Source organism: Microbulbifer sp., assembly GCF_036563125.1.
Lineage (GTDB): Bacteria > Pseudomonadota > Gammaproteobacteria > Pseudomonadales > Cellvibrionaceae > Microbulbifer.
The window spans coordinates 1-25,800 of the sequence record NZ_DATCMV010000179.1 but is presented as its reverse complement, the minus strand read 5'-3'; the positions used below and the strand labels follow the sequence as shown (position 1 = coordinate 25,800).

Here is a 25,800-nt window from a genome sequence, read left to right as displayed (position 1 = left end):
AAAGCGCCCCTGTGCGCACGATCACAATAATTGTCGAATCAACGGAACCACATCAAGTTCCGCACCGTTAGCAGGTGATCAGTTCAATAATTTCGCGGGCAAGCGCCAGAGCGAGCGCTTACTTTGTGCGCGAAAATTTCGCTACCATTTCTTCAGTGCGTCTTCGTCGCTGTGGCGAGCCTGTACCCAGCTACCCTCCTCTGCCCCCTCACTAATTTCTTTTTTCCAGAAAGGTGCGCGGCTTTTGAGGAAATCCATAATAAACGCACAGGCGTCCAATGCTGCTTGGCGATGCGCAGAGGTGGTGCCGACAAACACAATCTCTTCACCCGCCGTTAGCGGCCCGAAACGATGGATCACCCGCACCCGCCCGAGCGGCCAGCGTTCACCAGCCTGGCGGGCAATATCGGCGAGCGCCGATTCCGCCATCCCCGGATAGTGCTCCAGCTCCAACACAGCAACCGGATTCTTTCCCCCCGACTCCGCTGGTGAAAAATCCCGCACATTGCCCACGAACATGGCGGTAGCACCATCTGCATAATTTCCGCTGCGCAGGTGCTGGTATTCTGCGCCCGGGTCGAAGCCCGCGGCCTGTACGGAGATGGATATTTCCACAGCCACGTCAGCCTCCTGTGACCGGCGGGAAGAAAGCGACTTCGTCGCCGTCTCTGAGCGAGGCATCCATGCTGGAAAGTTGCTGATTTAGAGCCACCTGCAATTGTTCATTGGCCAGTGCTGACTGCCAGTTGCTGCCTTTTTGTGCGAGTTTCCCGCGCAATTCGGCGATGCTGGTGATGTCTGCCGCCTCTGCTTCCAGCCGGTCGCAGCCCAGCTGCTCCCGCAAGCCGGCAAAGAACAGTACCCTGATCATGCTTTTCCCCCGCTATTTTCCGAGGTCCAGTGCCCGCGCTTGCCACCGGTTTTTTCCTGCAGTTTGGTAGGGCCGATGACCATGGCCGGGTCGACGGCTTTGCACATGTCGTAAATGGTGAGCGCGGCCACGCTGGCGGCGGTGAGCGCTTCCATTTCCACACCGGTACGGCCTGCGAGCCGGCAGAAACTGGAAATATTGACGGTATTGGTTGCGTCCACCAGTTCGAAGTCCACCTGCACTTTGGTCAGTGCCAGTGGATGGCACAGGGGTATCAGGTCGGCAGTTTTCTTGGCGGCCTGGATACCGGCGATGCGGGCGGTGGCGAGCACATCGCCCTTTTTGTTGTTGCCGGCTTTCAGTTGTGCAAAGGCTTCCGCGGACATGGCGACGGCGGACTGGGCGCGCGCGGAGCGGTCGGTGATGTCTTTGTCTGTGACATCGACCATGCTGGCTTCGCCCTGTTGGTTCAGGTGTGTGAGGGTCATTTTGGATCTGGATTTCGTTATTTCGTGAGGTAGCCGACGAAGTTGCAAGGCGTGTGACTGGCGGTCAACTGTTCTTTCAGCAGCTTGGTCCAGCCGGTTTTGCAGGCGCCGGTGGAGCCGGGCAGGCACGCAACCAGTGTGCGGTTGGCGATGCCGGCAAGTGCCCGCGATTGGATGGTGGAGGAGCCGATTTCCTCGTAGCTGATGGAGCGGAACATTTCGCCGAAGCCATCGATGTGTTTGTCGAGCAAGGGGGCGATGGCTTCGGGGGTGGAGTCGCGGCCTGCGAAGCCGGTACCGCCGGTGGAGATGACGACGTGAATGTCCGGGTCGGCGATCCAGGCGGAGACTTTGGCACGCAGTAAGTATTTGTCGTCGATGACGATGGCTTTGTCGGCGAGGGTATGGCCGTCTTCCTGCAGGGCTTCTACCAGGTATTTTCCGGAGGTGTCGTTTTCTTCGGTTCTGGTGTCGGACACTGTGAGAATTGCGATATTGAGTTTCTGGTTTTTGTCGATTGGCTCGTGTGCCATTTGTTTTGTGCTCCGTCGCTTTCCTGGTTGGGCGCTCTGTTTTTGGTTCTGTGGCGACCGGTCACCGGGTGCGGATTTTCAGGACCGCTGTAAACCCATCCCTGGGCGCTTCGGCGCAAACATCCTGTTTGCGACGATCCTGAAAATCCACCCCCGGCGCCCGATCTTCAATTCAAGTGTTTGTGCTTCGTAAGCCTTGAAAATATTGTGGTCAACCGCCGATTATCGAGAGGTTCTGGGTTCCCCCCGTATTTCCCTGCTGTAAAAAGTGACTGACTTCTTTATTGCCAATCAGTGCTCTAACTTTTTCTGCCAGTACATCGGCGTCGCCAGTTTGAATTGTTTCGCGTAAATCCAGGCCCGCGTCAGCAAATAAACAAAGGTGCAGTTTGCCCTGGGCGGAGACGCGCAGGCGGTTGCAGCTGGTGCAGAAGTCTTTGCTGTAGGGGGTGATCAGGCCGATGCGGCCGGCGTAGTCCGGGTGGACATATTCGCGGGCGGGGCCGGCGTCCAGAGATCTGGGTAGCAGTTGCCAGCCGGCATCAATCAGTTGCCGTTCGATCTCTGCACCGCGCACATGGTTGCTGGCGAAGTAATCGCGATTGTCGCCGGTTTGCATAAGTTCGATAAAGCGCAGAGTGACCGGGGTAGTTTTCAGCCAGTTCAGGAAATGGTACAGGCGGGCCTGGGTGCCGTCGTTGAGCAAGACGGCATTTACCTTGGTCTGGATATCCAGCTCCAGCGCACGGTCTATGCCGGAGAGGATTCTCGGCAGACAGTCGTGGCCGGTGATGCGGGCGAATTCCTCGCTATCCAGGCTGTCGATGCTGACATTGAGCTGGTCGAGGCCGCTCTGTTGCCAGCTGTCGATGAGGCTGGGGAGTTTGTAACCATTGGTGGTGACGGCGACGCGCTGGATGCCTGGGGTGGCTTTGGCGCTGTGGATAAGTTCCGGCAGGTCTTTGCGCAGGGAGGGTTCGCCGCCGCTCAGGCGAACCTTGCGGGTGCCGAGCTGGGCGAAGGCGCGCATGACGGTGCGGGCTTCCGCGACGCTGAGGTCCGGTAGCTGGTGTCTGGCCTGATAGCCGTTGGGCAGGCAGTAGTCGCAACGGAAGTTGCACACGTCCGTGACCGACAGGCGCAGATAATAAAAGCGACGGCCGTGACCGTCCTGCAGTATTTCGTTTTTTTTCATCACCTTTCCAAATGCGGGAGGCCGGTCGGTTTCCCTCGCGACCCTGGCGGGCGGGCATATTGCCGTCCGCGGCCATCAGTTCGTATCTACGACTTAGAGCTGATGGCTCGGTGTAATTCGAGCTTGAGTATGCGGTTTACGCAGTCAGTGTAGCTGCCCTCGGATCAAGATTTGCGCGCTACTGCAGGTGCAGGTGTCGGCGCAGGTTTCTGGTTACGCCGACCATCTATACCGGCTTTGTATTGACCATGCAAATTTTCAGATGCCAGGCGATACCCTTCACAATCCCTCAGGGACCGACATCCAGGATCTTGAGTGTATTGGTGCCGCCGTGGGACTGCATCAGGTCCCCCCGAATCAGAATTACCTGGTCGCCACTTTTTACGATTCCCCGGTCTTTCAATACATCCAGCGCGCGCTGGTTCAGCTCGCGGTCGCCCTCCCCCTCACCGGGGACGAACAGCACCGAGATCACCCCCCGGTACAGTGCCATGCGCCGCTGTGCCAGGGGGTCGTGGGCGAGACCGACGATGGGCAGGCCCGAGCGAATACGCGACGCGATCAGCGGGGTATAGCCGGTCTGGGTCATACAGGCGATGGCGGTCACGCCAGCGAGGTGGTTGGCGGCGTACATGGCGGAAAGGGAGATGGTTTCGTCAATGCGTGTAAAACCCTGGTGCATGCGGTGGCCGGACTCCTGCGCTGAGCGCTCCCGCTCCGCGCCGAGACACAGGCGATGCATAGCCTCTACCGCTTCCACCGGGAAGTTACCGGCGGCGGTCTCGGCGGACAGCATTACCGCGTCGGTGCCATCCAGCACCGCGTTGGCTACGTCGAACACTTCGGCACGGGTAGGTAGCGGTGCGGTGATCATGGTCTCCAGCATCTGGGTAGCGGTAATCACGGCGCGGTTGAGTTGGCGGGCGCGTTTGATCATTCGCTTCTGCACGCCGATCAATGCCGCATCGCCAATTTCCACCCCCAGATCGCCGCGGGCCACCATTACCGCCTCCGAGGCACGAATGATGTCGTCGAGGGTGTCGTCATCCGACACGGCCTCGGCGCGCTCCACCTTGGCAACGAGGCCGATATGCTTGCCCGCCTCACCCAACAGGGTGCGCGCTTCCTGCATATCTTCCGCACTGCGGGGGAAGGACACGGCGAGGTAATCCACGCCAATGTCGATAGCGGTGTTCAGGTCGGCCTTGTCTTTGTCGGTGAGTGCCGCCGCGGAGAGGCCTCCACCCTGCTTGTTAATACCCTTGTTGTTGGAAAGGCGGCCACCCACGGTGACAGTGGTACACACCTCGCGATCGTTTACCGCGTCCACCGCCAGCACAACGCGGCCGTCGTCCAGCAGCAGCACATCGCCGGCGGCGACATCCGCCACCAGATCCTTGTAGTCGCAGCCCACACGCTGGTTGTCGCCCTCGTTGGTGTCGAGCGCCATGTCGAGCACGAATGGCTGCCCTTCCTGCAGGACCACGGCGTTGTCCTTGAAACGGGCGATGCGGATTTTCGGGCCCTGCAGGTCTCCCAGTGCGGCCACCGTTTTACCGAGGCGGTCGGCAACTTCCCGCACTTTCTGAAGCCGGCGGCGGTGATCGTCGGCGGTGCCGTGGGAAAAATTCAGCCGCACCACATCTACACCGGCCTTCAGTAATCTTTCCAATACACCCGGCTTGTCGCTGGCGGGGCCGAGGGTGGCAACGATTTTGGTACGACGCAGGGGACTGGCGGTGCGCTGGCTGGCGGGCAGTTGGGACATGGAGACCTTTCACCTCTCGAACATTAATCGGGCACTGGCATCACCAGAATAGCGCGGAAGTCGTTGACGTTGGTTCGGGTAGGCCCGGAGACAATGAGATTGCCGAGCTCGGCAAAAAAACTGTACGCGTCGTTGTTGGACAGGAATGTCGCGGGGTTCAGCCCCTGTGCACGCATTTTTGCCCAGTCCGCCGGAGAGAAATAGGCGCCAGCATTGTCCTCGGAGCCGTCGATGCCGTCGGTATCGATGGCCAAGGCATAAATGCCCGGCACGCCTTCGAGCGCGTTAAACAGGCCCAGCAGGTATTCCACGTTGCGTCCGCCGCGACCATTGCCAGTTACCGTCACGCTGGTTTCACCACCGGAGAGGATTAGCAGCGGACGCCGACTTTGCCCCTGGCACTGCAGTGCCAGGGCCGCGTGGGCTTTACCCAGATCCCGCGCCTCACCTTCTAGATTGTCGCCCAGCACCCGCACATGGACACCGGCGGCCAGCGCGGCTTCACGCGCGGCCTCGAGGGCGTCGCCCGCTTTAGCCAGCACTACCGCGCTGTCTGCGGCAAAAGCAACATCGCTCGGATCTGGTGAGGGATTACCGGCTTCTAGAAGTGCGCGCACCTCTGCAGGCGTATCGATGTGGTAACGCTGCAATATCCCCAGCGCATCCGCCGGTGTTGAGCTATCCGGCAACGTCGGGCCGGAGGCAATCAGGGTGGGATCATCTCCCGGTACATCGGAGATCAGGAAAGTCACCACTCTCGCCGGATGGGCAGCGGCGGCGAGGCGCCCGCCCTTGATGGCGGATAAATGGCGGCGCACGGTGTTGATGTCGCGGATCGGCGCGCCACTGCGCAGCAGCGCCCGGTTGATCGACTGCTTCTGCTCCAGGGTAAGGCCCGGCGCCGGCAGGCTCATCAGCGCGGAGCCGCCACCGGAAATCAAGGCAATGACCAGATCCTCCGCCGTCAGCCCCGCCACCGCATCCAGCATCCGTTTGGCGGCCTGCTCGCCCAGTTTATCGGGCATGGGGTGTGCGGCTTCCAGCACCTCGATCTTCTCGCAGTGCGCAGCGTGGCCGTAGCGGGTCACTACCAGGCCCTGGATATCAGCCCCCGGATAGCGCTCACCCCACGCGCGCTCCAACGCCGCCGCCATTGCCGCGCTCGCCTTGCCGGCGCCAACCACCAGGGTTCTGCGCCCGGGCGCGGGCAGATCGTCGGGAATCAGATTGTCCGGGTGCACCGCGGCCACGGTCAGTTCAGCCAGGCTCTGTAACCACTGGCAGAGACTCTGCGCATCCGTTTCCAGGTTGATTGGCGGCAACTGTTTCATTGTTATGTCTCCCTGCTCGTCGTGCGATTCTGCATGCCAACCTCCTTGCAAGAAAGGTTCCGCCGGAGAATCTGTGCTTGAGTACAGAGACTGGCTGGCGCCCGGCTACGGTCTACCAGAATGCGAACCTGGCTAAGAAAATCGCACTCAGGATATACAGGCTGGGGGAGATCTGCCGGTATTGGCCGGTAAACAGTTTGAGTGCGGTGTAGGTCAGGAAGCCGAGGGCGATGCCGTTGGCGATGGAAAAAGTCAGCGGCATCATGAGCATCGTCACCAGCGCGGGGATAGCGTCGGTCAATTCCTCCCAGTCGATCTTGGCGATGCCGCCCATCATCAACATCGCCACATAGATCAGGGCACCGGCGGTCGCGTACGCGGGAATCATTCCCGCCAGTGGCGCAAAGAATATGCACAATACAAACAGGGCTCCCACGGTGACGGCGGTCAGCCCCGTGCGCCCTCCGGCCGCCACCCCGGCGGCGCTTTCCACGAAGCTCGTTACCGGCGGGCAACCGAGAAAAGCCCCCAGCACGCTGGAGGTGCTGTCCGCTTTCAGCGCCCGCGGCAGCTTCTCGATACGCCCGTCCGGCTCGATCAGGTCGGCGCGGTGGGCAACGCCCATCAGGGTACCGGCGGTGTCGAAAATATTGATAAACAGGAAGGCGAGAATCACGCTGATCATGCTGACGTCGAATGCGCCGCGGATATCCATCGCCATCCAGGTGGGCGCAAGGCTCGGTGGCGCAGACACCAGTCCCTTGTATTCAACCAATCCCAGGGCAAAGCCGGCGCCGGTGACGACGAGAATACTGATCAGAATGGCGCCAAATACACGCCAGTAGCTGAGCACCGCGATCAACAGGAAACATAGCCCGCCCAGCAGCGCCGGAGGCTCGTGGAACGACCCCATCGCCACCAGCGTCGCTTCACTGGGCACCACGATACCGGCGGACTTCAACCCGATCAGCCCGAGAAACAACCCCACGCCGGCGCCCATGGAATAACGCAGGCACATGGGAATACTGTTCATGATCCACTCCCGCACCCGCGACAGGCTCATGGCCACGAACAACACGCCGGCAATGAATACCGCGCCCAGTGCCACCTGCCAGCTGTAGCCCATCTCCCCCACCACTGTGTAGGCGAAGAAGGCGGTCAGCCCGATTCCCGGCGCCAACCCCACCGGCCAGTTGGCGTAGAACCCCATCAGGAAGCAGGCAATGGCGCTGCCGAGGCAGGTGGCGACGAAGATGGCGCCGTGGTCCATTCCGGTACCCGCGAGCATATTGGGGGTAACGAACACCACATAGGCCATGGTGACAAAGGTGGTCAGCCCCGCCAGCAGCTCGCCCCGCACCGTGGTTCTGTGCGCTCGCAGCGCAAACAGGCGTTCAAATACGTTTCTCGACTGCTGGTGCACCGACGAACTCCGGCAATTGGTTTTTGGGGTAAAAAAGGGCAATGCCTGCTACTTATTGTGGTCAATATTCACCAACGCGCCCAGTCGTCGCCAGCGTGTGCAAGCACCAAAGCGCCGAATGGCTTCTCATACCCGCGGCCCGCCAGTAAAATCGCTGCCTTTCAATAATTTCTAGTGATACCCAGCGATACCGGAGCACCCCATGGGCAGAGCCTATCAGAACCGCAAAGAGTCAATGGCCAAGACCTCGAACATGAAAGCCAGGGTCTACAGCCGTTACGGCCGCGAGATCTACATGACCGCCAAGTCTGGAGGCCTTGACCCCAACGGCAACCTGGCGCTGCGCAGCCTGATCGACCGCGCCAAGAAAGACCAGGTCCCCGCCCACGTGATCGAGAAGGCCATCGAGAAGGCCAAGGGCGGCGCCGGTGAAGACTTTGCCCGCGCACGCTACGAAGGCTTCGGTCCCGGCGGCTGCATGGCCATCATCGAGTGCCTGACCGACAACCCCAACCGCACCTTTGGCGACGTACGCCAGGCCTTTACCAAAACCAAAACCAAGATCGGAACTGAAGGCTCGGTCAGCCATAGCTTCGATCACCTGGCGATTCTCGTGTTCAAACACGACGACGAAGAAGCCGTGCTGGAAGCGCTGATGGAAGCGGATGTGGATGTAACCGACATCGAAAACGAAGACGGCAAACTCTCTGTCTTCGCCCCACACACCGACTACTACAAAGCCAAGCAGGCACTGATTGAAGCCTTCGGTGATATCGACTTTGAAGTGGACGAGATTCAGTTTGTGCCGCAGACCTACACCGAGATCTCCGGTGATGACGTGGCGCTGTTCGAGAAGTTTATGAACATGCTGAACGACCTGGAGGATGTGCAGGCGGTTTACCACAACGTGGAAAACCCGCAGTAATCGTTACCAGCGAAAGCCACCCCGGGGGAATCTGCACGTGTTCTTCCGGAGTGGACTGAGCGTGTTGAGGGGAAGCGGAGGCGATGAGGCCGCATAACTTGCGTGTATAATGCCCGCCTACGTTCAGGAACAGAAATTATGGACAGTAACTGGGACGAAAAACGCAAGTCGCTGATCACACGCTTGCGTCGCGTCGAAGGCCAATTGCGCGGTATCCAGCGCATGATGGAAGAAGAGCAAGACTGTGAGCGCGTTGCTCAGCAGCTCTCTGCCGCGCGCCGGGCGCTGGACAAAACGTTCTACGAAACCATGGCCTGTGCAATGCGCCAGGAGCTAAGCCAGGCGCAGAACAGCGGCAACAAAAGCTCCGCAGACCTGGAGAGCCAGATAAAGCACTTCACCGACCTGATCAGTAAATACGCCTAAGACATGCTGGGCTAGCACTACACTAGCCCAAGATTATCCTTCAAGCCCACAATACGCGGTTGTTTCGGCTCAAGCAGCGGCACGGTCTTCTTGCTTGCCAGCCAGTTGCCAACCACATCCCATATGGGCTCACCTTCCACCCCTTCGGCTACTGGCGCCCAACCCGCAACTTTGTAAGTTTTGCTGGCTTCAACGGGTTTGCCATTGAGGCTCATCTCTGAAATCCGGTTGCCGCTATCGGCATTTGGATTGATGGTGTAGTCCAAACCACCGACACGCACCATATCGCCACCCTGCTGATAGTAGGGATCGGGATTAAACAGATTATCCGCCACATCCTCCAGGATGAACTTGATCCGCTCGCCGGTAAACTCATTAAGCGTGGTCTGTGGATAAGTGATCGCGACCTGACTCATCAAGTCCTCTACCGTGATCTTGTCACCCGGCAATAAAGAAGTGCCCCAACGGAATCCCGGCGAGAATGCGATCTCCGCGTCCTTGGTTTCCATCAGCGCATCAACAATAAGCTGGTCAAAACTGCCGTTGAAGTTACCCCGTCGATACAGGAGCCCCTCAGTTGTCGCCAGCGTGGTATTGAGCTTGTCCAGATAGGGCGCACGTACCCGATCAATTAGTGCAGCCATCTTGGGGTCCGCGGGTAACAAGTCCGCGAACACCGGCAGCAAGCGATAATGCCACTGCTTGATCTTGCCGGCCTGTACATCAAAATCCAGTACACCGAGAAACTTGCCGTTACTGCCGGCGTTGGTCACCAGGGTTTGTCCACCAGCGCTGTCTTTGACCTGTATCGCTTGCGGAATCGCGTCGTGAGTATGGCCTCCCATGATCGCGTCCAGGCCACTTAGCCTGGAAGCCAATTTGATATCGACATCCGCGCCGTTGTGAGAAAGCAACACCACAACCTGGGCACCCTGGCTGCGCACCTTGTTGATCGTTTCCTGCAGCTCACGCTCCTGAATTCCGAACGTCCAGCCCGGGGTAAAGTGCCCGGGATTGGCGATCGGCGTATACGGAAATGCCTGACCGATAATGGCGACGGGCACACCATTCATTTCACGCATGGTGTGGCTTGCAAATATCGCATCGCCAAAGTCGAAGTCTTTTACGTTATGCGCCAGAAATTCAATGTGGCCGTCGAGATCATTTTCAATAATCTCCATGACCCTGTCCGCGCCGAGGGTAAACTCCCAATGGCCAGTCATGATATCGATCCCCAGTGCTTTACTGGCATCGACCATATCCTGGCCCTTCGTCCACAGGGACGTCGCCGAACCCTGCCAGAGGTCGCCGCCGTCAAGCAGCAGTGAGCCCGGCCGCGAAGCGCGGACCTGCTTTACCAGAGTTGCCAGGTGGGCAAAGCCGCCCACGCGCCCAAACTGTGCTGCCGCCGCGTTGAAATCCAGATACGTAAGGGCATGGGCAATACGCGAGTCAGCGGGTAGTCCATACGCTTTCAAGAAGGCCTCACCGACAATGTGCGGCGACTGGTTTCTCGCACCGTGCACACCAATATTGACAGACGGCTCCCGGTAATAAACCGGCATCAATTGCGCGTGAGCATCGGTCATGTGCATGAAGTGCACATTGCCAAACCGCGGCAGATCGTACAAATCACCCGCAGCGGCCACTGATTTGCGGCCACATCCATTCAGCAGTGGCAGGGATATCCCCGCCACTACCCCCAACCCCAGCATTTGGGCAAATTCCCGTCTATTCATAAAAACTCACTTGCGATTAACAGGGGAAGCCGGATCAAACAGATACGCCATCACATCGCGGATTTGCTGCTCATCGAGAATGCCAGCATCACCGAAACGGGGCATATGTGAGCAAACCAGGTAGACCTGAGGATTCCAGATCTTGGCCCAGGTATATTTCAGCATCGCCTCCGAAACACCGCGCATACCGTAATTGCGCAGTGACGGCCCGACCGTGCCATACGCGACCTCATCTGGGCTCATCTGGTGACACGCGTAGCAATTTCCTCCATTCGGCTCGCTGGGATCATCGCTCCACTGCATCCCTTTGCCATTTCCAGCAATGGTTTCGCCCTGCTGCCAATTGCCGAGAAACACACCGTCAGCGGGATACACCACCGATTTGGCCGCATCCTGCCGCAGCTGTTCGCGCTCCGTATCTGCAACCACCTGGCTATCGGCATTGCTACATGCTCTCTGCAGTGCGGTCTGGTTTACACGATCGAGGCCCACATGATTTTTAGCCACCATCGACTCAAGCCATACGGATTCCACAGTCTTTGCTTTGGACTGCGATCCGGATTCGGCGCTGGTACTCACCGTCACAGAAACCACAACGACAGCGAGCAGGTATTTTAATTTCCACATCGCTTTGAGCTCCTATCGCTTTAAGCCGGGCGCGGCCATTTCAGTTCCGCTGGCATTAACACTCATATACTCGATCAACGCGACCACCGCTTCAGAGCCGGGCAACAATTGGGGGAGTCGCTGCTGCTTGGCGCAGTCCTGCATCCGCCAGCCCATTGTTCGCACCACGCCCTGAGAAATGCGGTATGCCGGCCATGTTGAGGAGGCCATACCTGCACCATCACTAACCGTGAGGTTGGGCAATTTTTGCAGGCGAATGCGCTTGTCGCTTTGGCGATGGCAGGTAGCACATGAAAAGTCGTAAGGGCCGGCGCGATAGAAGAACAGTTGCTCGCCCAAGGCATAAGCTTCCTGTTCCGCTGGGTGATTTTGCGGTATCACAATCGGCATACCGCTGGATTGCTCTGCAATATAGCTGGCCAGTGCTTCAAGTTCGGTGCCCATATCACCGGTCGCTGAATAGGGCTTGCGCAATATGTCAGCGCGCGCTCTACCTTGCAGGGTAACCATGCAGTGCATCAGTCGCCCTTCTAAGTCCATGACTTGCTGCGTATCCGCAAAGTAGCGGGGCAGCTGGGCATAAGCACCCTTTACAACGCCTGCACCCAACCCCAGATCGCATTGCTCCAGAGAGGCTTGCTTTGGCCCCTGAGGCCTTGTCCAAAGCTCGGCGCCTTCTTCAATGACAAAAATTGCGGGGTTATCGTCCCCCATCATCGCCCGGTATTCTGCGAAGGGATCATCCTGTGCTGTTGCGGAAACGGTAACCAGCAGCATGCAAACGGACAGACTGCGTATTAGCGTGGCAAAACCTGATTTAGCCAACATTGAGCCTCCTGTGTGCTGGCTCGTGCGAGCGCCCGGCCAGCGTTATTTTTATTTCGTGGCGTTTGCGGCGAGCTTATCCGACCGTCGCCTCCCCGACACCGGATTCACCTTTGTTATCCAGCCACTGCACTTTAACGACGTCCCCCGCCTTGGCACCCTTGATACGGAAACTCAGGAACGGGTTTTGTGAAACTGCAGCACCCCATTGGGCCTGGAGCACGGTCTTGCCTGCAGATGTAGCTGTCACTTCGGTAATGAAATGCGGTGGAATTTTATTGCCGGCACTGTCTTTACGCTGCCCGGTTTCCATGGGATGGCGCATCAGGGCCTTTACCTCGGCAACATCCCCACTCAGCGTCGCCCGAATTCGAATTGAACCTGCCATTTTCATACTCCTTCAATTTATTTGTTCAGGCTGCTTAGCCGCCACAACCACCGAGGGTTACCTTAGTTTCACGGCTGGCCTTATACAGCTTGCCGCCAGCCTCCACCACGGCGTAAATCGGGCATGTTTGCGCGACTTTAACCCGGGTTTGGACAAAGGCATCGGTGCCTTCAGGAATCATGAACGCGGCCGCCATCGGGTTGGGGTTCTTTTCCACCACCACATAAATCTTGCTTGTCCCAGGGATTACGCTAGTGACCGAGACCGGTACAACTGCACCATTTTCGGCAATATCCGGAGTTTCAAGCATGATCTGGTCACTGTCTTGCGCATTGCCCAAGCTGGCAAATACCCCAGCCAGATCCGTTGCCGCCATCGCCTCTTTCGGACGTACAAAATCCGCCAGTACTTTCAATGGCAGCATACCCACTGCCACGGCGGCACCGGCCAGCTTCATAAACCCGCGTCTACTTGTTTTCATTCGCTTCACCACTCTTTTCTTATGTTGTTACGATTATTTTTACCAAGCCTGTTCACGATCGGCCTACCCAGCTACTGCGCCAGCCAACGTGCAATTTCTTCTGCCTTGTCTTCACTCAGTTGTGCCATTGGAGGCATAAAGCCGCCCCAGACACCTGAGCCACCCAGGCGAATCTTGCGGCTCAGATAAACCACCGCATCATCCTGGCCTGCATATTTTTCTGCTACGGCAGTAAATGCGGGACCGACCAGTTTGCTGTCGATTTGGTGACAACCCAGGCAGCTATTGGCGGCGAGCAATTCCATCGGTGCAGATGAGGCGAGACCCGCTTCAGGCTCAAGTGGCTCCTCGGCAACCGATACAATCGCAGTTTCAGCTCCGCGCTCGATACCGGTATCCTCCCCAGGGAAGGGTCCGAAGATTCGCATCTGGTCGCGCAAATTGCCGTGGGCATTGCGGGCGAACGCCGGGATAGACGAGGCCACCTCCACGCTGGCTTCGCAGTTGGTCATACACGCGGTATTGTGAACATCGGGTACATCATCGACCTTCCACAGGCCGTGCTCTTGCGTCATACCATTACGATTTGGCATACGCGCCTGCACATCCGCGATGTTTTCGTTGGACAACTCGAAATCGCCGTCCACGATGTAGCCAAGGCTCAGCAGATAGGCAACCAGGCTATACACCTCATCCGTGCTCAATGACTTGGGATCGTTCCACGGCATCGCGCGATTGATGTAGTCCCAGAGCGTGGATACCGTGGCTACCTTCATCAGAGTGGTGCGGACCCGGGTTGGGTCTTTCAGCGCAGCCACATGACCACTTTCAATATCTCCCGCTGTCACATTGCCCAGTACCAGCGGCGAGAAAAACTGGTTGGAATCACCGAAGTCGCCATGGCAGGCAGCGCAGCGAGCCAACCAGATTTCCTCACCCTGCACTGCATTACCGGAGCCGGGCGGCAGGCCGACAAAATCGGGACGCACGTCGATATCCCACGCGGCAATCTCCGCGGGGCTCGCCGTGCGACCGATATCGAGATAATTGCTTTGCCAGGGACTGGCAACAGGCGGCGTGACTGTCGCCACTTCGGCCTTTTCATCGCGGGCCTGCCCACAGGCCGAAAGTGCCGCAGCCAAAAACAAAACACAGAGAGAACGTGTAACGGCATCAGGTGAGTTGTACATTTTCCACCTCCCCTGACTCAGTGACCTGCCACGACTGGATTGCGTTGTTGTGATAGACAGAACGCGAGCCCCGCACTTCTTTGAGCTGGCGCTTCAATGGCTGGACATAACCCGTGCTATCTACCACGCGACTCTGCAAAATCGCCGGTTTCCCATCCCAATTCCAGCCGATGTTGAATCGCGTCAAAGCCTTGGGTAGTACAGGCCCCTCTAGCTTCGCGGTATACCAGTTGCGACCGCCATCAAACGACACGTCCACACGCTCCACGGTGCCACGACCACTCCATGCCAGACCGGACACGTTGTAATAGCCCTTCGTCAACAGTCGCTGCCCACCGGATGGACTGGTGATCACAGACTTTGCCTCTTGGATCGATGTGTATTGCCGGTGCTGACCATCTGGCATCAGATCGACGTAATGTATTGCTTCGTCTTTGGTCGCATAGGGCATATCACCCACCTCAAGACGACGCAGCCACTTTACGGATGAGACGCCCTGGACTCCGGGGACAACAAGACGTAGTGGATAGCCGTTTTCAGGACGAAGCATTTCGCCATTCATACCGTAGGCGACGATCACGTCATCAAGCGCGCGCTCGATATCAATGGTTCTCGTCATCGAAGAACCATCAGCCCCCTCGGCCAACACATACTTGGCCGTGGCCTTATCGTAACCGGCATGCTCGAGCAGCAGAGACAGCGGCACACCAGTGAATTCAGAGCAGGACAACATACCGTGCGTGTATTGCACGGTCGGCACCGCAGCATTACCCCACTCCATACCGGTATTGGCACCGCATTCGATGAAGTGAATACGCGATACGGAAGGCAAGCGCATCAGCTCTTCCATGGTGAATACCATTGGCTTAGACACCAGGCCGTTGATCATCAAACGATGGCGCCTGGGATCGATATCCACCCACCCCTGGTGGTGCCGCTCAAAGTGCAAGCCACTCGCGGTAATCATGCCAAACATGCCCTGCAGGGGGCTGAAGGACACACTTGCCTGATCTGTTTGCGTCAACCCCGGGCTCTGCCGACGAACAATATTCGCCTCATACTTCGAGGGTTGACCGTAGGGATTGGTGGCGACTGCATTGCCGAGGGACTTTGACCACGGCGGCAGTGTGAGAATGTCCGGGTCACCCTGCGAAGCAAGAGCACGCGCCGACAAACCGGCCCCAAGCATCCCCGCCAGGGCGGTAGTGAAACTGGTGCGCAGCAGTTGGCGACGAGTTTCATCGATACCCGACTTGCTCACTGCAGCAATAGTGGATTTATCTAAAAACGATTCCGGCGCTTTCCGGAGTTGACCAAACGAGCCGGGGCGCTCCGTTACCGTCGGCGATGGAGCATATGCCTGCGGCACAATCTCCCTTCCTGACTTTTCTGACATCATGCCTCCAGAATTTTTATTATGTTGGATGCGCTATTTTCATTATTTGGATAACGCCCCTATACTATACCCCCTATGGTATATTTCAAGCCCGGCGAAGATGAGAATAAACATAATAAGACGCAGGTCTGGTTACGCTAGAAGGCTCGCAATTGTGGCTACGACCGTGCTGCTTTTGGGCAGCACCATCAGTTCAGCCACACCAGCGACCAACACTTCACCAATACACCTTGACCCGATTCAAATTTCCGCAAACTCCTGGTATTTCGAAGGCGCACCCGGTTTGGCTTCTGCTGACAACAAAGGCTTTATGAGCAACAGCGGGTTTGTTATCACCGACACGGGTGTCGTCGTCTACGATGCCCTGGCCACGCCTGCACTGGCGCAGGCGATGCTGGATGCCATTGCAAGACTTACCGCGGTGCCCGTGACCCATGTCATTGTTAGCCACTACCATGCCGACCACATATATGGCCTGCAGGTCTTTAAAGATGCCGGCGCAACTATAATTGCCAAGCGCAGTGGCCTGACCTATATCGGCTCGGAGCACGCGCAGCAGCGCCTGGAACAAAGAAGGGAATCCCTCTCTCCCTGGGTTAATGACAAAACCAGATTGATCGATGCAGATATTTGGCTGGATTTCCAAACTGGGCCGCGACATCGCCTGCAGCTGGGCGGCACCACCATAGATATTATCGACGGCGGTTTCAGTCATAGCCCGGACGACATCCTTCTTTCCATCCCCTCGGAGTCCGTGTTATTTGCCGGGGATATTTTCTCCAGCGGAAGACTTCCATTTCTGGTGGATGGCAACACAGAGGCATGGCTTCAAAGCATGGAAGCCATCGCAAATCTGGACGCTGCTGTCATTGTCCCAGGGCACGGTCGTGCCTCTACCAATCCCACAAATGATATCCAGCTAAATACACACTACATCCGCTTTCTTCGCCAACAAATGGCCGTGGCCGCCGAAGAACTCCGAAGTTTCAACGATGCATATGAGGCTACAGACTGGTCAGAGTTTCGCGATGTCGCCCTGTTCGATGCGGCAAACCGGCGCAATGCTTACCACGTTTTCCTTGAAATGCAGCAGGCTCTGTTTGAATAGGAACAACTATGTCAGCACTACACCGCCGACTACGGCACTCCCTTGCCTGGTTTCTCAGCTTGATGATGTTTGCGGCTGTAAGCGTCGCCGCACTCAATTATTCAACCAGCGCACCCAAGGCTGGTCCCCGGGGAGTCGTCTACCACGTGTCAGATAGCAATCAGGCGCTGCGCGCCATACGGCACATCGACAATCAGCGGGCAGTAGACAGTACGATAGTGATTACCGTCGTCGCGGTTGGAGGGGGTATAGATTTTTTAATTGACAACGCCAAGGACGAGAACGGAAATACCTACGCATCGATGATCGACTCACAGATGTTGGACGGCGTCGAATTCAAGGTTTGTCGCAATACGTTGAAAGCCAAGAATCTTCGGGAAAACGATATGACTCCCGGAGTGGAGTTTGTCGACGCGGGCATCGATGAGATCACCCGGCTGCAATTAGAGAAAGGCTATGCTTACATTAAGCCTTAGGTCGCCATACACACTCATGGACGCGATCAGAAGCGCAGTCGCGACACTATTGTTGTCATGCTCTCCAGCCCTAAATGCCGCCGAACTTCTCTATATATTTGACGCCCAATGCGGAGCTTGCCGAGCCTTTGATCGCGACATCGGCAGTATTTACCCAAAGACAGAAGAGGCAGGCATTGCGCCACTTCACCCGATTAACTTCAAGGAAGTCCACGGAAAAATTATCGCACTGGAAGATCGTCAGGTGCAGCTCGATGCCGCTATTGTCGGCACACCCACCTTTATTCTAATAAATGATGGGCGCGAGGTAGATCGCTTTAGCGGCTATTCCCGCGATGAACTGTTCTGGATGTCGCTTCAGCGCCTTCTGAACAGGCTTCCTTCGCCGCAATAAACACTTTCTTTCCCTGAACACAAAAAGCCACAAAAAAGCGAGGTAATTCCGCAGGAAAATGCACACATCCACGGGATGTAAGAAATTTTAAAAGTAAGAAAAGAATGACCACAGCAGTAAATAGGTAACTTAGAAAAATAAGTAATAAATCACAATAAATAGGGTGATGCGCAATGAACCTGCACTTCGACTTCCTACCTGCAATCGCAGCACTAGCAGTAACAGCAGTAATCGCCGGTATAAAAATTTTCGCCAACGCCAAGGTACTTAACTACAGATATTCAGCCACAATGAACGCCATTGGCTGTTCTCTGCTATTTTCTGCCTCCGCAAACGCCACCAACGGTTACTTTATGGACGGCGTCGGCCCCAAATCTCAATCGATGACGGGAGTCGGTATAGCCTTGCCACAAGATTCCCTTGCAGCGGCGACCAATCCCGCGGGCACCGCGCTGGTGGGCAATCGCCTGGACGTGGGATTGACCTGGTTCAGCCCCGACCGCGGTGCACGTATCAGAGGCAACCTCGCAGGTGCTGACGGTAACTATGACGGCAACGGCACATCCGCCTTTGTGATTCCAGAAATTGGTTATTCGCGCGAGATCTCCAGCCGCTGGAGTTACGGAATCGTGGTGTACGGTAACGGCGGTATGAATACCGATTACAGCAACAATCCATTCGCGGCCTTTGGAGCTTCTGGCGAGGCAGGGGTGGATCTGAGCCAGCTCATTGTTACCCCATCACTGGCATTCCGCCCAACCCCAGCGCAGTCGCTAGGTATTGCCGCGACCTTTGCTTATCAGCGTTTTCAGGCGAATGGCCTGCAGTCTTTCGACAACGCCTTTGTATCAGCCCAGCCAGGCAAGGTCACAAACAACGGCTATGACAGCGCACACGGGTGGGGTCTCAAGCTCGGTTGGATCGGGCAACTGGATGAAGATTTCACGCTCGGTATTTCCTGGTCCTCGAAAATAGAGACCAGCACTTTTGGCAAATATGCCGGGCTATTTGCCGACCAGGGCGGGTTCGATATCCCCGCGAGTTATGGGGCAGGCATCAGCTGGAGTGCGAGCTCCGCTCTTACACTTGCAGCAGACTGGCAGCGCATCGAGTACAGCGATATCGGCTCGGTCGGAAACAGCCTGAGCCTGCTTTTCCAGGGAAATCCCCTGGGCGCGGATGGCGGCCCCGGTTTCGGTTGGAGCGATGTTGAGGTGATTAAGCTTGGGGCGGTTTATGCGTTCAGCGATACAATCACCCTGCGCGGCGGGGTCAGTCATGCCGGGCAGCCGATTGCGGGCGACCAGACCTTTATCAACATCCTGGCACCCGCGGTAATCGAGAATCACGGCAGTATTGGTGCGGAATGGCGTACCAGCCTGGGAGAATGGATGATTTCCTATACCCATGCATTCGAGGAAGAAGTGACGGGGAGCGGTTCGATTCCCGCAGCATTCGGTGGCGGAGAGGCAGATCTCACCATGAGCCAGAGTATTGTTCGATTTGGCTGGTCCGGCGGCTTCTGATTCGCAAGCAAAACCAGGTATTAGGCCGGCAGTGTTACCAAGTGCCGGCCGGTCTTAAGCTTCTTTTAGTGATCTACCAGAGCCATGCAGCGATATCGCGGCAATATGCCAAAACCGCAGAAGGCCCAAAGCAGAGCTTCCGGCGTTGAAACGGTAATCACAGGAGGATTTCCGGAAATTTTCACAGCACTGATTTATGCAATTCAGTGTGGCGTTTAATGCCGCGCCAAATTGCGCAGCGCGCTATGGGCTTGGTAGAGCGTCGTGTGACCTTGTGGTAGAACGTCTAGCAAGATAATAGCCAGCGGATCAAAATCCATGGAAAAACTGGACTATCAGCACTACCGCCCTGCCCTGCGGCTTCTACCTGTTTTCGTCGCTGTGCTGCTGTCGGCCTGTGGCCAGGATGTGCCGGAAGCAATTGATCCCAACAATCGTGAAGACAAAGTGGTGGCGCGCGTCGGCAATAGCGCAATCACCCTCACAGAAGTGGATCAAAAAATCCGCCTCGAGCGGCACGACCTGACACTTGCCGAGTATCAGTTGCGCTTCGACACACTGAAATCCATGGTGGAAGCAAAGCTACCGCCGGCGGACTCTACGGAGGCACGGCCCGCGGTCGACTGGCTGCTGCCCTACCCCAGCCCTCCCAGACTGGATATCGACGCCGGCGGACGTGCCCTGCGCGGCAACCCAGCGGCTCCCGTCACCCTCGCGGTTTTCTGCTCCTACCAGTCCGTGCACTGCGCCGCCACCAATCTGGTGTTACGTGAATTACTCGACCGCTACGCCGGCTGGATCGCCGTAGCGCCCTTTGACTTCCCCATGCGCTACCACCGCCAGGGTACACAAGCGGCTATTGCGGTGTACTGCGCCAGCCTGCAGGGAATGCCCTGGGCCTATGCCGACGGCCTCTACACCCGGGCCAAGACACTGGATGAAAAGGCCTTCACGCAGCTGGCGTCACAGCTGGGAATTGGGCTGGACGCCTTTAGCCGGTGCGTTCACGAGCCAGACCGCATCGACAGGATTACTGCTGATACCGCCCAGGCCCGAGCCCTCGGCCTGCAGAGCGTGCCGGTAGTTTTTGTGAATGGACTGTATATCAAAGGTCCCCAGCCCCTGGAGCACTACGCCATGTGGATTGACCAGGAGTTGCTGCGCCTTGGTCACGATCCTGCAAGCCCCCACAGCGATGCCGCGCGCTGGCGGCAATCGACCGACCGGATTTCCGACACTGAGTTACCGCTGCAACTGAGCGGCACCAGCGTCTCTTCGCAGCCCGAACAGTCCACCGCGCTCATTCGTATCCGCGATGCCTCCGCCAGCCGCTTTTCACCGGGGGACACACTGATGCCCGGCGTTATCCTCAAGGGGGTGTACGAGCGCCACGTTATCCTGCAGGTCAGCGATCACCTGGAGCGGCTGCCGCTCAGCGGTAAAGAAGGCGATTACGTGCACGTTCCCAAGACCACAATTACCCAGCGGGATGAGGCAACCATGCGACGCATTGAACAGCCAGACGGTGAATCCCGGAAGCTGATCGCACCATCCGGGGTGCTACCTCTGGGGCAGGAGTGGCTGGAACAGCAGCTGCAGAATCGCGCCGAACTGGAACAGAAATTTGTCGCCGCCGAGCACGTCGTAGATGGATACAACCTGCTGCGGCTCGAGGGAATCCAGGACAGCGAGTTCTTCACCGCGCTAGGTTTCGAGGAAGGTGACGTAGTGGTTCGGGTGAACGATAGCTGGGTACACAGTGGCCAAAACCAGCTCTGGAACGCGTTGACCAGCGGCGAGGTGGTAGATGTGACCTACATGCGTAACGGACTACCGCAGCGGGTGCAATACGAGGTACAGGAAAAGGGCTATTTCGAACAGCCGAGTAATAACAGTAATGATGACAATGGTGAGTAAGCCAACGGATACACGGCACCTGATCGACTTCTGCTGATTTTACTCTACAGCAAATTTAGGGCTCCGCAGGGAGCCCTGTTCACCGCCTGAGATTTACTTGTCCGGGTTACCGCTCCACATCAGGTTCGCCACGGTGTTCTGCCCGCGAACACTCGGGTGAAAACAATCCCCACCGTCGATATCGTCTTTGCCGAAAGTGAAGGTACCCACATTGGTGTTGTTCGCACCGGAATATTCGGCAACGACTTCCACACCATTTGTGCCGTTATAGGCAGTGGCCTCCTGTTGCAGCACCTCGTTGTATAGGCGTTGCGCCGCTTGGATACCAGCATACCGCGTTGCAAACGATTCACCGTTCATGGTTCCACCATTGGTAGCAATCCGGCAGATGCCAAAGGTAGACCATACATTTTCGCAATTTACACGCCAGTTACCAGTCTGCTTGGCGATACCCGCAGCGCGCAGGTCCTGCACTCGCGGCACCGACCCCAGTAGCACGGTGGAACCACTGGGCAGGCCGCCCACCAGCTTATCCAGCCCCGCCTTCACTGCACCGCGCCACTGACTCTCGGTCAGCAGTGGATCAGAGCAGTTTGCCGGATCGACACAGTCCCGATTACAGATATCGTTGCCGCCGAGCACCACCTCCACATGGTCCGCGACCAGCGTATCGGCAAGAATCCGATCCGCCTGCACGCTGAAACTGTCGCCACCACCACGCATCTCGGCACCGGAACGAGCCGCGTTTTTATTGGCCGCGACATTCGGGTCGAGCGCCTTGTATTTATCGTGAACACTGTTGACCTTGCTCGCCGAGCCGTCAAACCAGCTGTGCTCGGGCTGGTCCCCGCCCAAAAGGCAGAAAAAACCGCCAGTGAAAAAGGTATTGCCGGTGCAGTCCGCCGCAAATCCCATGGTGATACTGTCACCGGCGGCGGCACCTTTCGCTGGAGCCGCAATGGTATTTACGGACCACAGTGCGGAGGTTATGGCAAGGGATACAAATAGACGCGATTTGTGCATGAGGTTATCTCCGATCATCGAATTTATGGCTTTTTTTCTTAATGCGGTGAACGGAGATAGGTTAGACGGTCATTTTATTGCGCGCTGGAATAGGCGCGGGATTGGACACTCGATCATTCAGTCTGGGACGCAACGCTCAGTCTTGTCGCCCCAATCGTTTAAAGGATGCAATACTAGTTTAGCCTCGAGCTGACTTACTTGAATTCGACATTCACGTCAGAGACTGGTTAAGAACATTCCAGATCCTGGCCGAATATCAAATGTACCGGCTGCACTGATCGCATTTCGCGAAAATTTGGAAAAGCGGCGTCAATGCAACTTGCTTAAGTAGTAAGGACGGGTGTTGTCTCTTTCGCCAAGTTAACGCTTTTGACTAAAATTTATCGATGCATTCCAACGTACCACCATATTCTGCAAGTGGATGGCGATGGGCCAGAATAAAAAACCGGAGCGTGCTCCGGTTTTCCTTTGCTCGTGAATTCAGCCAGTCGTGCTACTCAAAAATATGTAGCCAAAGATCATCGCCGGTGCCGTTATCGTTTATCGCGTACTCGAAAGCAGTCTTGGGATAACGCTGCCCTTCACCAGATACACCAGAATCGTAACTGCCCCACTTCTGAAGGTTCCAACGCCCGAAGGGGTCATTGACAGTGTAGTACTGACCGTCATACCCCGTGACCACCATGATATGGCCGGCCGAGGTAAACCATCCGTGCACGATGGTAGGAATGCCTTGGGATGCCAGGTTGCGCAGTTCAGCAAGGGTTCCGTTTTCCTTACCTACATTGCGCAGCTGACTGCCCGCTTCCTGCGCTAGCGTGTTGAATCCGGATTTCAGTGCAGACACTGTCTGCAATACCCCGAAACGCTCATAGAGATAGTCAGGTGTACGATAGCCAATGTCATCGGGATCGGTGATGCCGAAATAATCGGTAATCATCGCCAGTGACGTCACCGAGCAAGTTCCGTAGGGATCGTAATAATTTTCGGTCTGCTTCCAGTAGGGCATCGAGGGCTGCGGTGGCGGGGTGACAGTGCCGCCATCCAGGCGATCGGTCAGATCGTTGTTACCGGCACTGCAGCTGCCCGGGGTGAATGTGTCACGTTCCCAGTCGATACTGGCCCAGTCATTCCACACCGCCTGCGGCACCGCACCGCCGGGCACACGCCAGATACTGGTATTGGGACCGGCCGCGGCCATAAACGCATCAATTTGCGCCGGGGTGATCTGATCGTATTCGGTGGAAACGATATGCCAGATCGGCTTCTGCGCGCCCAGTTGACGGTATTCACAATTGCCGACCTCGATCCAGTATGCAGGGTCTGCCATATAGCTTCCGCCCCAAACTTCCACGTAGGTCTGCGGCATGTGGAAATCCACATACTGGTCGATAATGCCGACATTCATCCCCTGGTCTGCCGGATTGCTCCAGGTAGTGGCGCCGAGGGCAAAGCTGCTATCCGCAAAACCGGCATTCTGCGCATCAATACGCGCATCGGTAAACGCCTGGAACAGGCTGTGCAATTGTGTGGTGGTATTGTTGAATTCCACTTCCACATCCGATACGAAGCCCACATATCCGTACTGAGCGGCGAAGTACAGCGCGTCTGCCTGCGCGGCGTAGTTATTCGGATAGTTGTAGGACCAGGCCCAGGGTTCGATACCGCGACTTTTGTAAATGTCCGTGGTGTTGGTGGAGCAGGCATCCGCAAACAGATTACAGTTCTGTGTGCCATCGGCAATCTTGATAAAAATGCGCTTCACCCCCAGCGCCGCAAGGTCATCCGCTAGCTGCGCATGTGTGCGGTTTACCCCCTCCTCGTCGATATACCACAACCAGGCACCGAATTTATTGGTAAGCACACCGGGCTCGGGTGAATTCAATGCACTCTTCACCGACAGATAGAAGCTTGCCGACCAGCGATTGGTGTAGCAGGCCGTGCCGCCGCTCAAACTCTGGCACGCATTGACCTCAGACTGTGTGAAGTTTCCGTAAACATTGTTCTCGGCACCGGAAACCTGTTCGAAACAATGATTGCCGTAGGTACTTGAGCGCACCGAACCCGCGGGACAGTCACCAGAACCACGCAGGTTCTGGGCAAACGCCCGCGACCAGCGCAGTACCTGGATATTGGTCCCCTGCACCGGGTAGGTGTAAGTATTGGTGCAGGCACTTCCGCCACCATATTGGATACACCCTTCAACCATAGGGCCAGTAAAAGGCCCAAATACATCCACCTCATTTGCGCAGAAATCCAGCCCGGAATCGAAACTGGTGCCGTCGGGGCACAGCGCAGCTGCCCGTGCAGAGCACAGGGCCAGCAACGCCAATACAATCCATTTGCTAAATCGCATGGTCATTACCTGTTAGAAATTATTTTGGGGAGGGGTAATGCACTCTTGGATTACTGCGGCAAGAGTAGAGTCCGCATCACGGGGCTATAGAAGCGGTTAGCGATACGCGCAACCAATTAGCAGCTATCGGTACAGACGATAACCACTCGACGGTGCGCGTAAATGAAGGAAAAATTGCGGGAATCGAGAGCTACTTTTTTCCGACCCAACAATAACAGCCGTCAATGATCATTGCACCGGCACATCGAAATATGTGTCCGGCCAGGGTTCGGGCTTATAGGAATAGTGCCACCACTCCTGCGAGTAATTCACAAAACCCTGCGCTTCGAGCGCCGCGCGCAGTTGCAGGCGGTTCTCCCGCGCCGTCTCATCCTCCAGAGGGAATTCAGTGGCGGAACGCTCATCCATAAAATCAAAGGACGTGCCCATATCTACCTCGCCACCGGTATCCAACCGGTACAGGGTTAGATCCACGGTGGCACCGCGGCTGTGGCCCGAGCGCTCGGCAATGTAGCCGCGCTCAAACAGCTGCGATTTTTCCTCACGCGGGTAGAAATCGCGCTTGGTAGTCTGGTCCTCTGGTGCCGACGCCCAGCGCACGAAATGGTTGACCGCGCGCTGCGGGCGGTAGCAGTCGAACAGTTGCAAGCCGAACCCCTGCTCCGCCAGCACCAGTGCCGTCGCCTGCAGTGCCTTCGCCGCATCCGCAGCCAACAGGCAGCGGTTCGCCTGGTAACCGTCCAGCGGCTCGCCCACCAGGTTGTTCGCAGTGAAATACCGCATGGACACCTTGATGTTCTCACCTGCGACGGCCACAAATGTTGGTACACCGGCGACATCCGCGGAAGCAGGTGCGTGCGCCTGTTTATCGCAGCCACTCACCAACGTCAGCGAGGCGATCGTCGTCGCCAGTGCTGCAGACAATCTGTTTGTGTGGACAGGCATATCTGAGATCCCAATTGTTAAGGGGGGAGCGCCGCTCAAGCTGGTTTGGAGGTGTCGCCGCTTGACCGGAGCGTATGACCGTACCAGATGTTATCAGCTCTCACGGACCTATAGATGCCGGAAGCCATCGCTTGTGCCGATAGTGCATGTGGTCGCTGCGCGCCTTTCCCGCAGTCCATTAGCAATCAGACAGAAAAGCAGTAACGTCACCGCGATGCCATTCAACGGAACCGTGACCAACTCCCGAACCTGACCCTGCCGCAGCGCGGCAGCCTGACGGCGGCTTTTGCGGTAGAACCAGAGTGAAGGATGAAGAACAAAACCACACAAGATGTCATTACTGACAATCACGCCTTTACCCACAAGGCACAACTCAGGCCAGTAATACGCCGTACACAATTTGCCTCAATTGAGCTTTTTTACGCCAGATCGAATACGTTAATCTGGAT

Annotated in this window: 25 protein-coding genes and 1 riboswitch; of the genes, 7 read left to right on the top strand and 18 right to left on the bottom strand. The window is 56.9% G+C overall.

Annotation, left to right across the window (positions count from 1 at the left end; all coding sequences use genetic code 11):
- Nucleotides 1-141: 141 nt before the first annotated feature.
- The 8 genes from VIL80_RS15180 to VIL80_RS15145 all read right to left on the bottom strand — a co-directional run bounded on the left by VIL80_RS15180 (nt 142) and on the right by VIL80_RS15145 (nt 7,609).
- Nucleotides 142-621 (bottom strand): molybdenum cofactor biosynthesis protein MoaE, encoded by a 480-nt coding sequence (locus tag VIL80_RS15180; protein WP_332036937.1) that lies wholly within the window; start codon nt 619-621, stop codon nt 142-144.
- Nucleotide 622: 1 nt separating this feature from the next.
- Nucleotides 623-871 carry a molybdopterin synthase sulfur carrier subunit gene (gene moaD, locus VIL80_RS15175; RefSeq protein WP_332036936.1) on the bottom strand — a complete coding sequence of 83 codons (249 nt, stop codon included), beginning with the start codon at nt 869-871 and terminating at the stop codon, nt 623-625.
- Nucleotides 868-1,359: a cyclic pyranopterin monophosphate synthase MoaC gene (moaC, locus tag VIL80_RS15170; protein ID WP_332036935.1), complete on the bottom strand. Its 492-nt coding sequence runs from the start codon at nt 1,357-1,359 to the stop codon at nt 868-870. The genes moaD and moaC overlap by 4 nt, the downstream gene beginning before the upstream one ends.
- Before the next feature lie 17 nt (nt 1,360-1,376).
- Nucleotides 1,377-1,892 (bottom strand): molybdenum cofactor biosynthesis protein B, encoded by a 516-nt coding sequence (gene moaB, locus VIL80_RS15165; protein ID WP_332036934.1) that lies wholly within the window; start codon nt 1,890-1,892, stop codon nt 1,377-1,379.
- A gap of 211 nt (nt 1,893-2,103) precedes the next feature.
- Complete coding sequence (gene moaA, locus VIL80_RS15160) at nt 2,104-3,087, bottom strand: GTP 3',8-cyclase MoaA (protein WP_332036933.1); 984 nt, start codon at nt 3,085-3,087, stop codon at nt 2,104-2,106.
- Nucleotides 3,072-3,212: riboswitch (molybdenum cofactor riboswitch) on the bottom strand. (Overlaps the previous gene by 16 nt.)
- Before the next feature lie 164 nt (nt 3,213-3,376).
- Nucleotides 3,377-4,855, bottom strand: coding sequence for a pyruvate kinase (gene pyk / locus VIL80_RS15155; protein ID WP_332036932.1), 1,479 nt, complete (start codon nt 4,853-4,855; stop codon nt 3,377-3,379).
- Between the two features lie 23 nt (nt 4,856-4,878).
- On the bottom strand, nt 4,879-6,186 hold the full coding sequence (locus VIL80_RS15150) for a glycerate kinase type-2 family protein (RefSeq protein WP_332036931.1): 1,308 nt from the start codon (nt 6,184-6,186) through the stop codon (nt 4,879-4,881).
- A 112-nt stretch (nt 6,187-6,298) separates the two neighbouring features.
- Nucleotides 6,299-7,609: an NCS2 family permease gene (locus tag VIL80_RS15145; RefSeq protein ID WP_332036930.1), complete on the bottom strand. Its 1,311-nt coding sequence runs from the start codon at nt 7,607-7,609 to the stop codon at nt 6,299-6,301.
- Between the two features lie 202 nt (nt 7,610-7,811).
- On the opposite strand from VIL80_RS15145, the gene VIL80_RS15140 reads away from it, so the two are divergent.
- Together VIL80_RS15140 and VIL80_RS15135 are read left to right on the top strand one after the other, a co-directional pair.
- A complete protein-coding gene (locus VIL80_RS15140; RefSeq protein ID WP_332036929.1) occupies nt 7,812-8,534 on the top strand; it encodes a YebC/PmpR family DNA-binding transcriptional regulator in 723 nt (240 codons plus the stop codon).
- 138 nt (nt 8,535-8,672) lie between these two features.
- Nucleotides 8,673-8,960, top strand: a complete 288-nt coding sequence (locus VIL80_RS15135; protein ID WP_332036928.1) for a metal-sensitive transcriptional regulator — start codon at nt 8,673-8,675, stop codon at nt 8,958-8,960.
- A gap of 17 nt (nt 8,961-8,977) precedes the next feature.
- Here VIL80_RS15135 and soxB read toward each other — a convergent pair whose 3' ends face one another.
- From soxB to soxC, 7 genes are all read right to left on the bottom strand, one after another.
- Nucleotides 8,978-10,699 (bottom strand): thiosulfohydrolase SoxB, encoded by a 1,722-nt coding sequence (gene soxB, locus VIL80_RS15130; RefSeq protein ID WP_332036927.1) that lies wholly within the window; start codon nt 10,697-10,699, stop codon nt 8,978-8,980.
- Nucleotides 10,700-10,705: 6 nt separating this feature from the next.
- The gene (gene soxX / locus VIL80_RS15125) at nt 10,706-11,326 is read right to left on the bottom strand and encodes a sulfur oxidation c-type cytochrome SoxX (RefSeq protein WP_332036926.1); all 621 of its coding nucleotides are present in this window, start codon (nt 11,324-11,326) and stop codon (nt 10,706-10,708) included.
- A gap of 12 nt (nt 11,327-11,338) precedes the next feature.
- Nucleotides 11,339-12,154 carry a sulfur oxidation c-type cytochrome SoxA gene (gene soxA, locus VIL80_RS15120; RefSeq protein WP_332036925.1) on the bottom strand — a complete coding sequence of 272 codons (816 nt, stop codon included), beginning with the start codon at nt 12,152-12,154 and terminating at the stop codon, nt 11,339-11,341.
- A 73-nt stretch (nt 12,155-12,227) separates the two neighbouring features.
- Entirely contained in the window at nt 12,228-12,539 is a 312-nt protein-coding gene (gene soxZ, locus VIL80_RS15115) for a thiosulfate oxidation carrier complex protein SoxZ (protein ID WP_332036924.1), read from the bottom strand.
- A 34-nt stretch (nt 12,540-12,573) separates the two neighbouring features.
- Nucleotides 12,574-13,020, bottom strand: a complete 447-nt coding sequence (soxY, locus tag VIL80_RS15110; protein WP_332036923.1) for a thiosulfate oxidation carrier protein SoxY — start codon at nt 13,018-13,020, stop codon at nt 12,574-12,576.
- Between the two features lie 71 nt (nt 13,021-13,091).
- The gene (locus VIL80_RS15105) at nt 13,092-14,210 is read right to left on the bottom strand and encodes a c-type cytochrome (RefSeq protein WP_332036922.1); all 1,119 of its coding nucleotides are present in this window, start codon (nt 14,208-14,210) and stop codon (nt 13,092-13,094) included.
- The gene (soxC, locus tag VIL80_RS15100) at nt 14,194-15,606 is read right to left on the bottom strand and encodes a sulfite dehydrogenase (RefSeq protein ID WP_332036921.1); all 1,413 of its coding nucleotides are present in this window, start codon (nt 15,604-15,606) and stop codon (nt 14,194-14,196) included. Before soxC ends, VIL80_RS15105 begins: the two co-directional genes overlap by 17 nt.
- Before the next feature lie 154 nt (nt 15,607-15,760).
- Between soxC and VIL80_RS15095 the strand changes: the two genes are divergently transcribed.
- The 5 genes from VIL80_RS15095 (at nt 15,761) to VIL80_RS15075 (ending at nt 21,027) form a co-directional block, all read left to right on the top strand.
- Nucleotides 15,761-16,714 carry an MBL fold metallo-hydrolase gene (locus VIL80_RS15095; protein WP_332036920.1) on the top strand — a complete coding sequence of 318 codons (954 nt, stop codon included), beginning with the start codon at nt 15,761-15,763 and terminating at the stop codon, nt 16,712-16,714.
- An 8-nt stretch (nt 16,715-16,722) separates the two neighbouring features.
- The gene (locus VIL80_RS15090; protein WP_332036919.1) at nt 16,723-17,190 is read left to right on the top strand and encodes a DsrE family protein; all 468 of its coding nucleotides are present in this window, start codon (nt 16,723-16,725) and stop codon (nt 17,188-17,190) included.
- Nucleotides 17,191-17,206: 16 nt separating this feature from the next.
- Nucleotides 17,207-17,584 (top strand): thioredoxin fold domain-containing protein, encoded by a 378-nt coding sequence (locus VIL80_RS15085; protein WP_332036918.1) that lies wholly within the window; start codon nt 17,207-17,209, stop codon nt 17,582-17,584.
- A 173-nt stretch (nt 17,585-17,757) separates the two neighbouring features.
- The gene (locus tag VIL80_RS15080) at nt 17,758-19,110 is read left to right on the top strand and encodes an OmpP1/FadL family transporter (RefSeq protein ID WP_332036917.1); all 1,353 of its coding nucleotides are present in this window, start codon (nt 17,758-17,760) and stop codon (nt 19,108-19,110) included.
- A 318-nt stretch (nt 19,111-19,428) separates the two neighbouring features.
- Complete coding sequence (locus tag VIL80_RS15075; RefSeq protein WP_332036916.1) at nt 19,429-21,027, top strand: thioredoxin domain-containing protein; 1,599 nt, start codon at nt 19,429-19,431, stop codon at nt 21,025-21,027.
- Between the two features lie 93 nt (nt 21,028-21,120).
- Here VIL80_RS15075 and VIL80_RS15070 read toward each other — a convergent pair whose 3' ends face one another.
- The 3 genes from VIL80_RS15070 to VIL80_RS15060 form a co-directional block, all read right to left on the bottom strand.
- Complete coding sequence (locus tag VIL80_RS15070) at nt 21,121-22,050, bottom strand: SGNH/GDSL hydrolase family protein (protein WP_332036915.1); 930 nt, start codon at nt 22,048-22,050, stop codon at nt 21,121-21,123.
- Between the two features lie 493 nt (nt 22,051-22,543).
- The gene (locus VIL80_RS15065; protein WP_332036914.1) at nt 22,544-24,406 is read right to left on the bottom strand and encodes a C39 family peptidase; all 1,863 of its coding nucleotides are present in this window, start codon (nt 24,404-24,406) and stop codon (nt 22,544-22,546) included.
- A gap of 228 nt (nt 24,407-24,634) precedes the next feature.
- Entirely contained in the window at nt 24,635-25,351 is a 717-nt protein-coding gene (locus VIL80_RS15060) for a M15 family metallopeptidase (RefSeq protein ID WP_332036913.1), read from the bottom strand.
- Between the last annotated feature and the right edge of the window lie 449 nt (nt 25,352-25,800).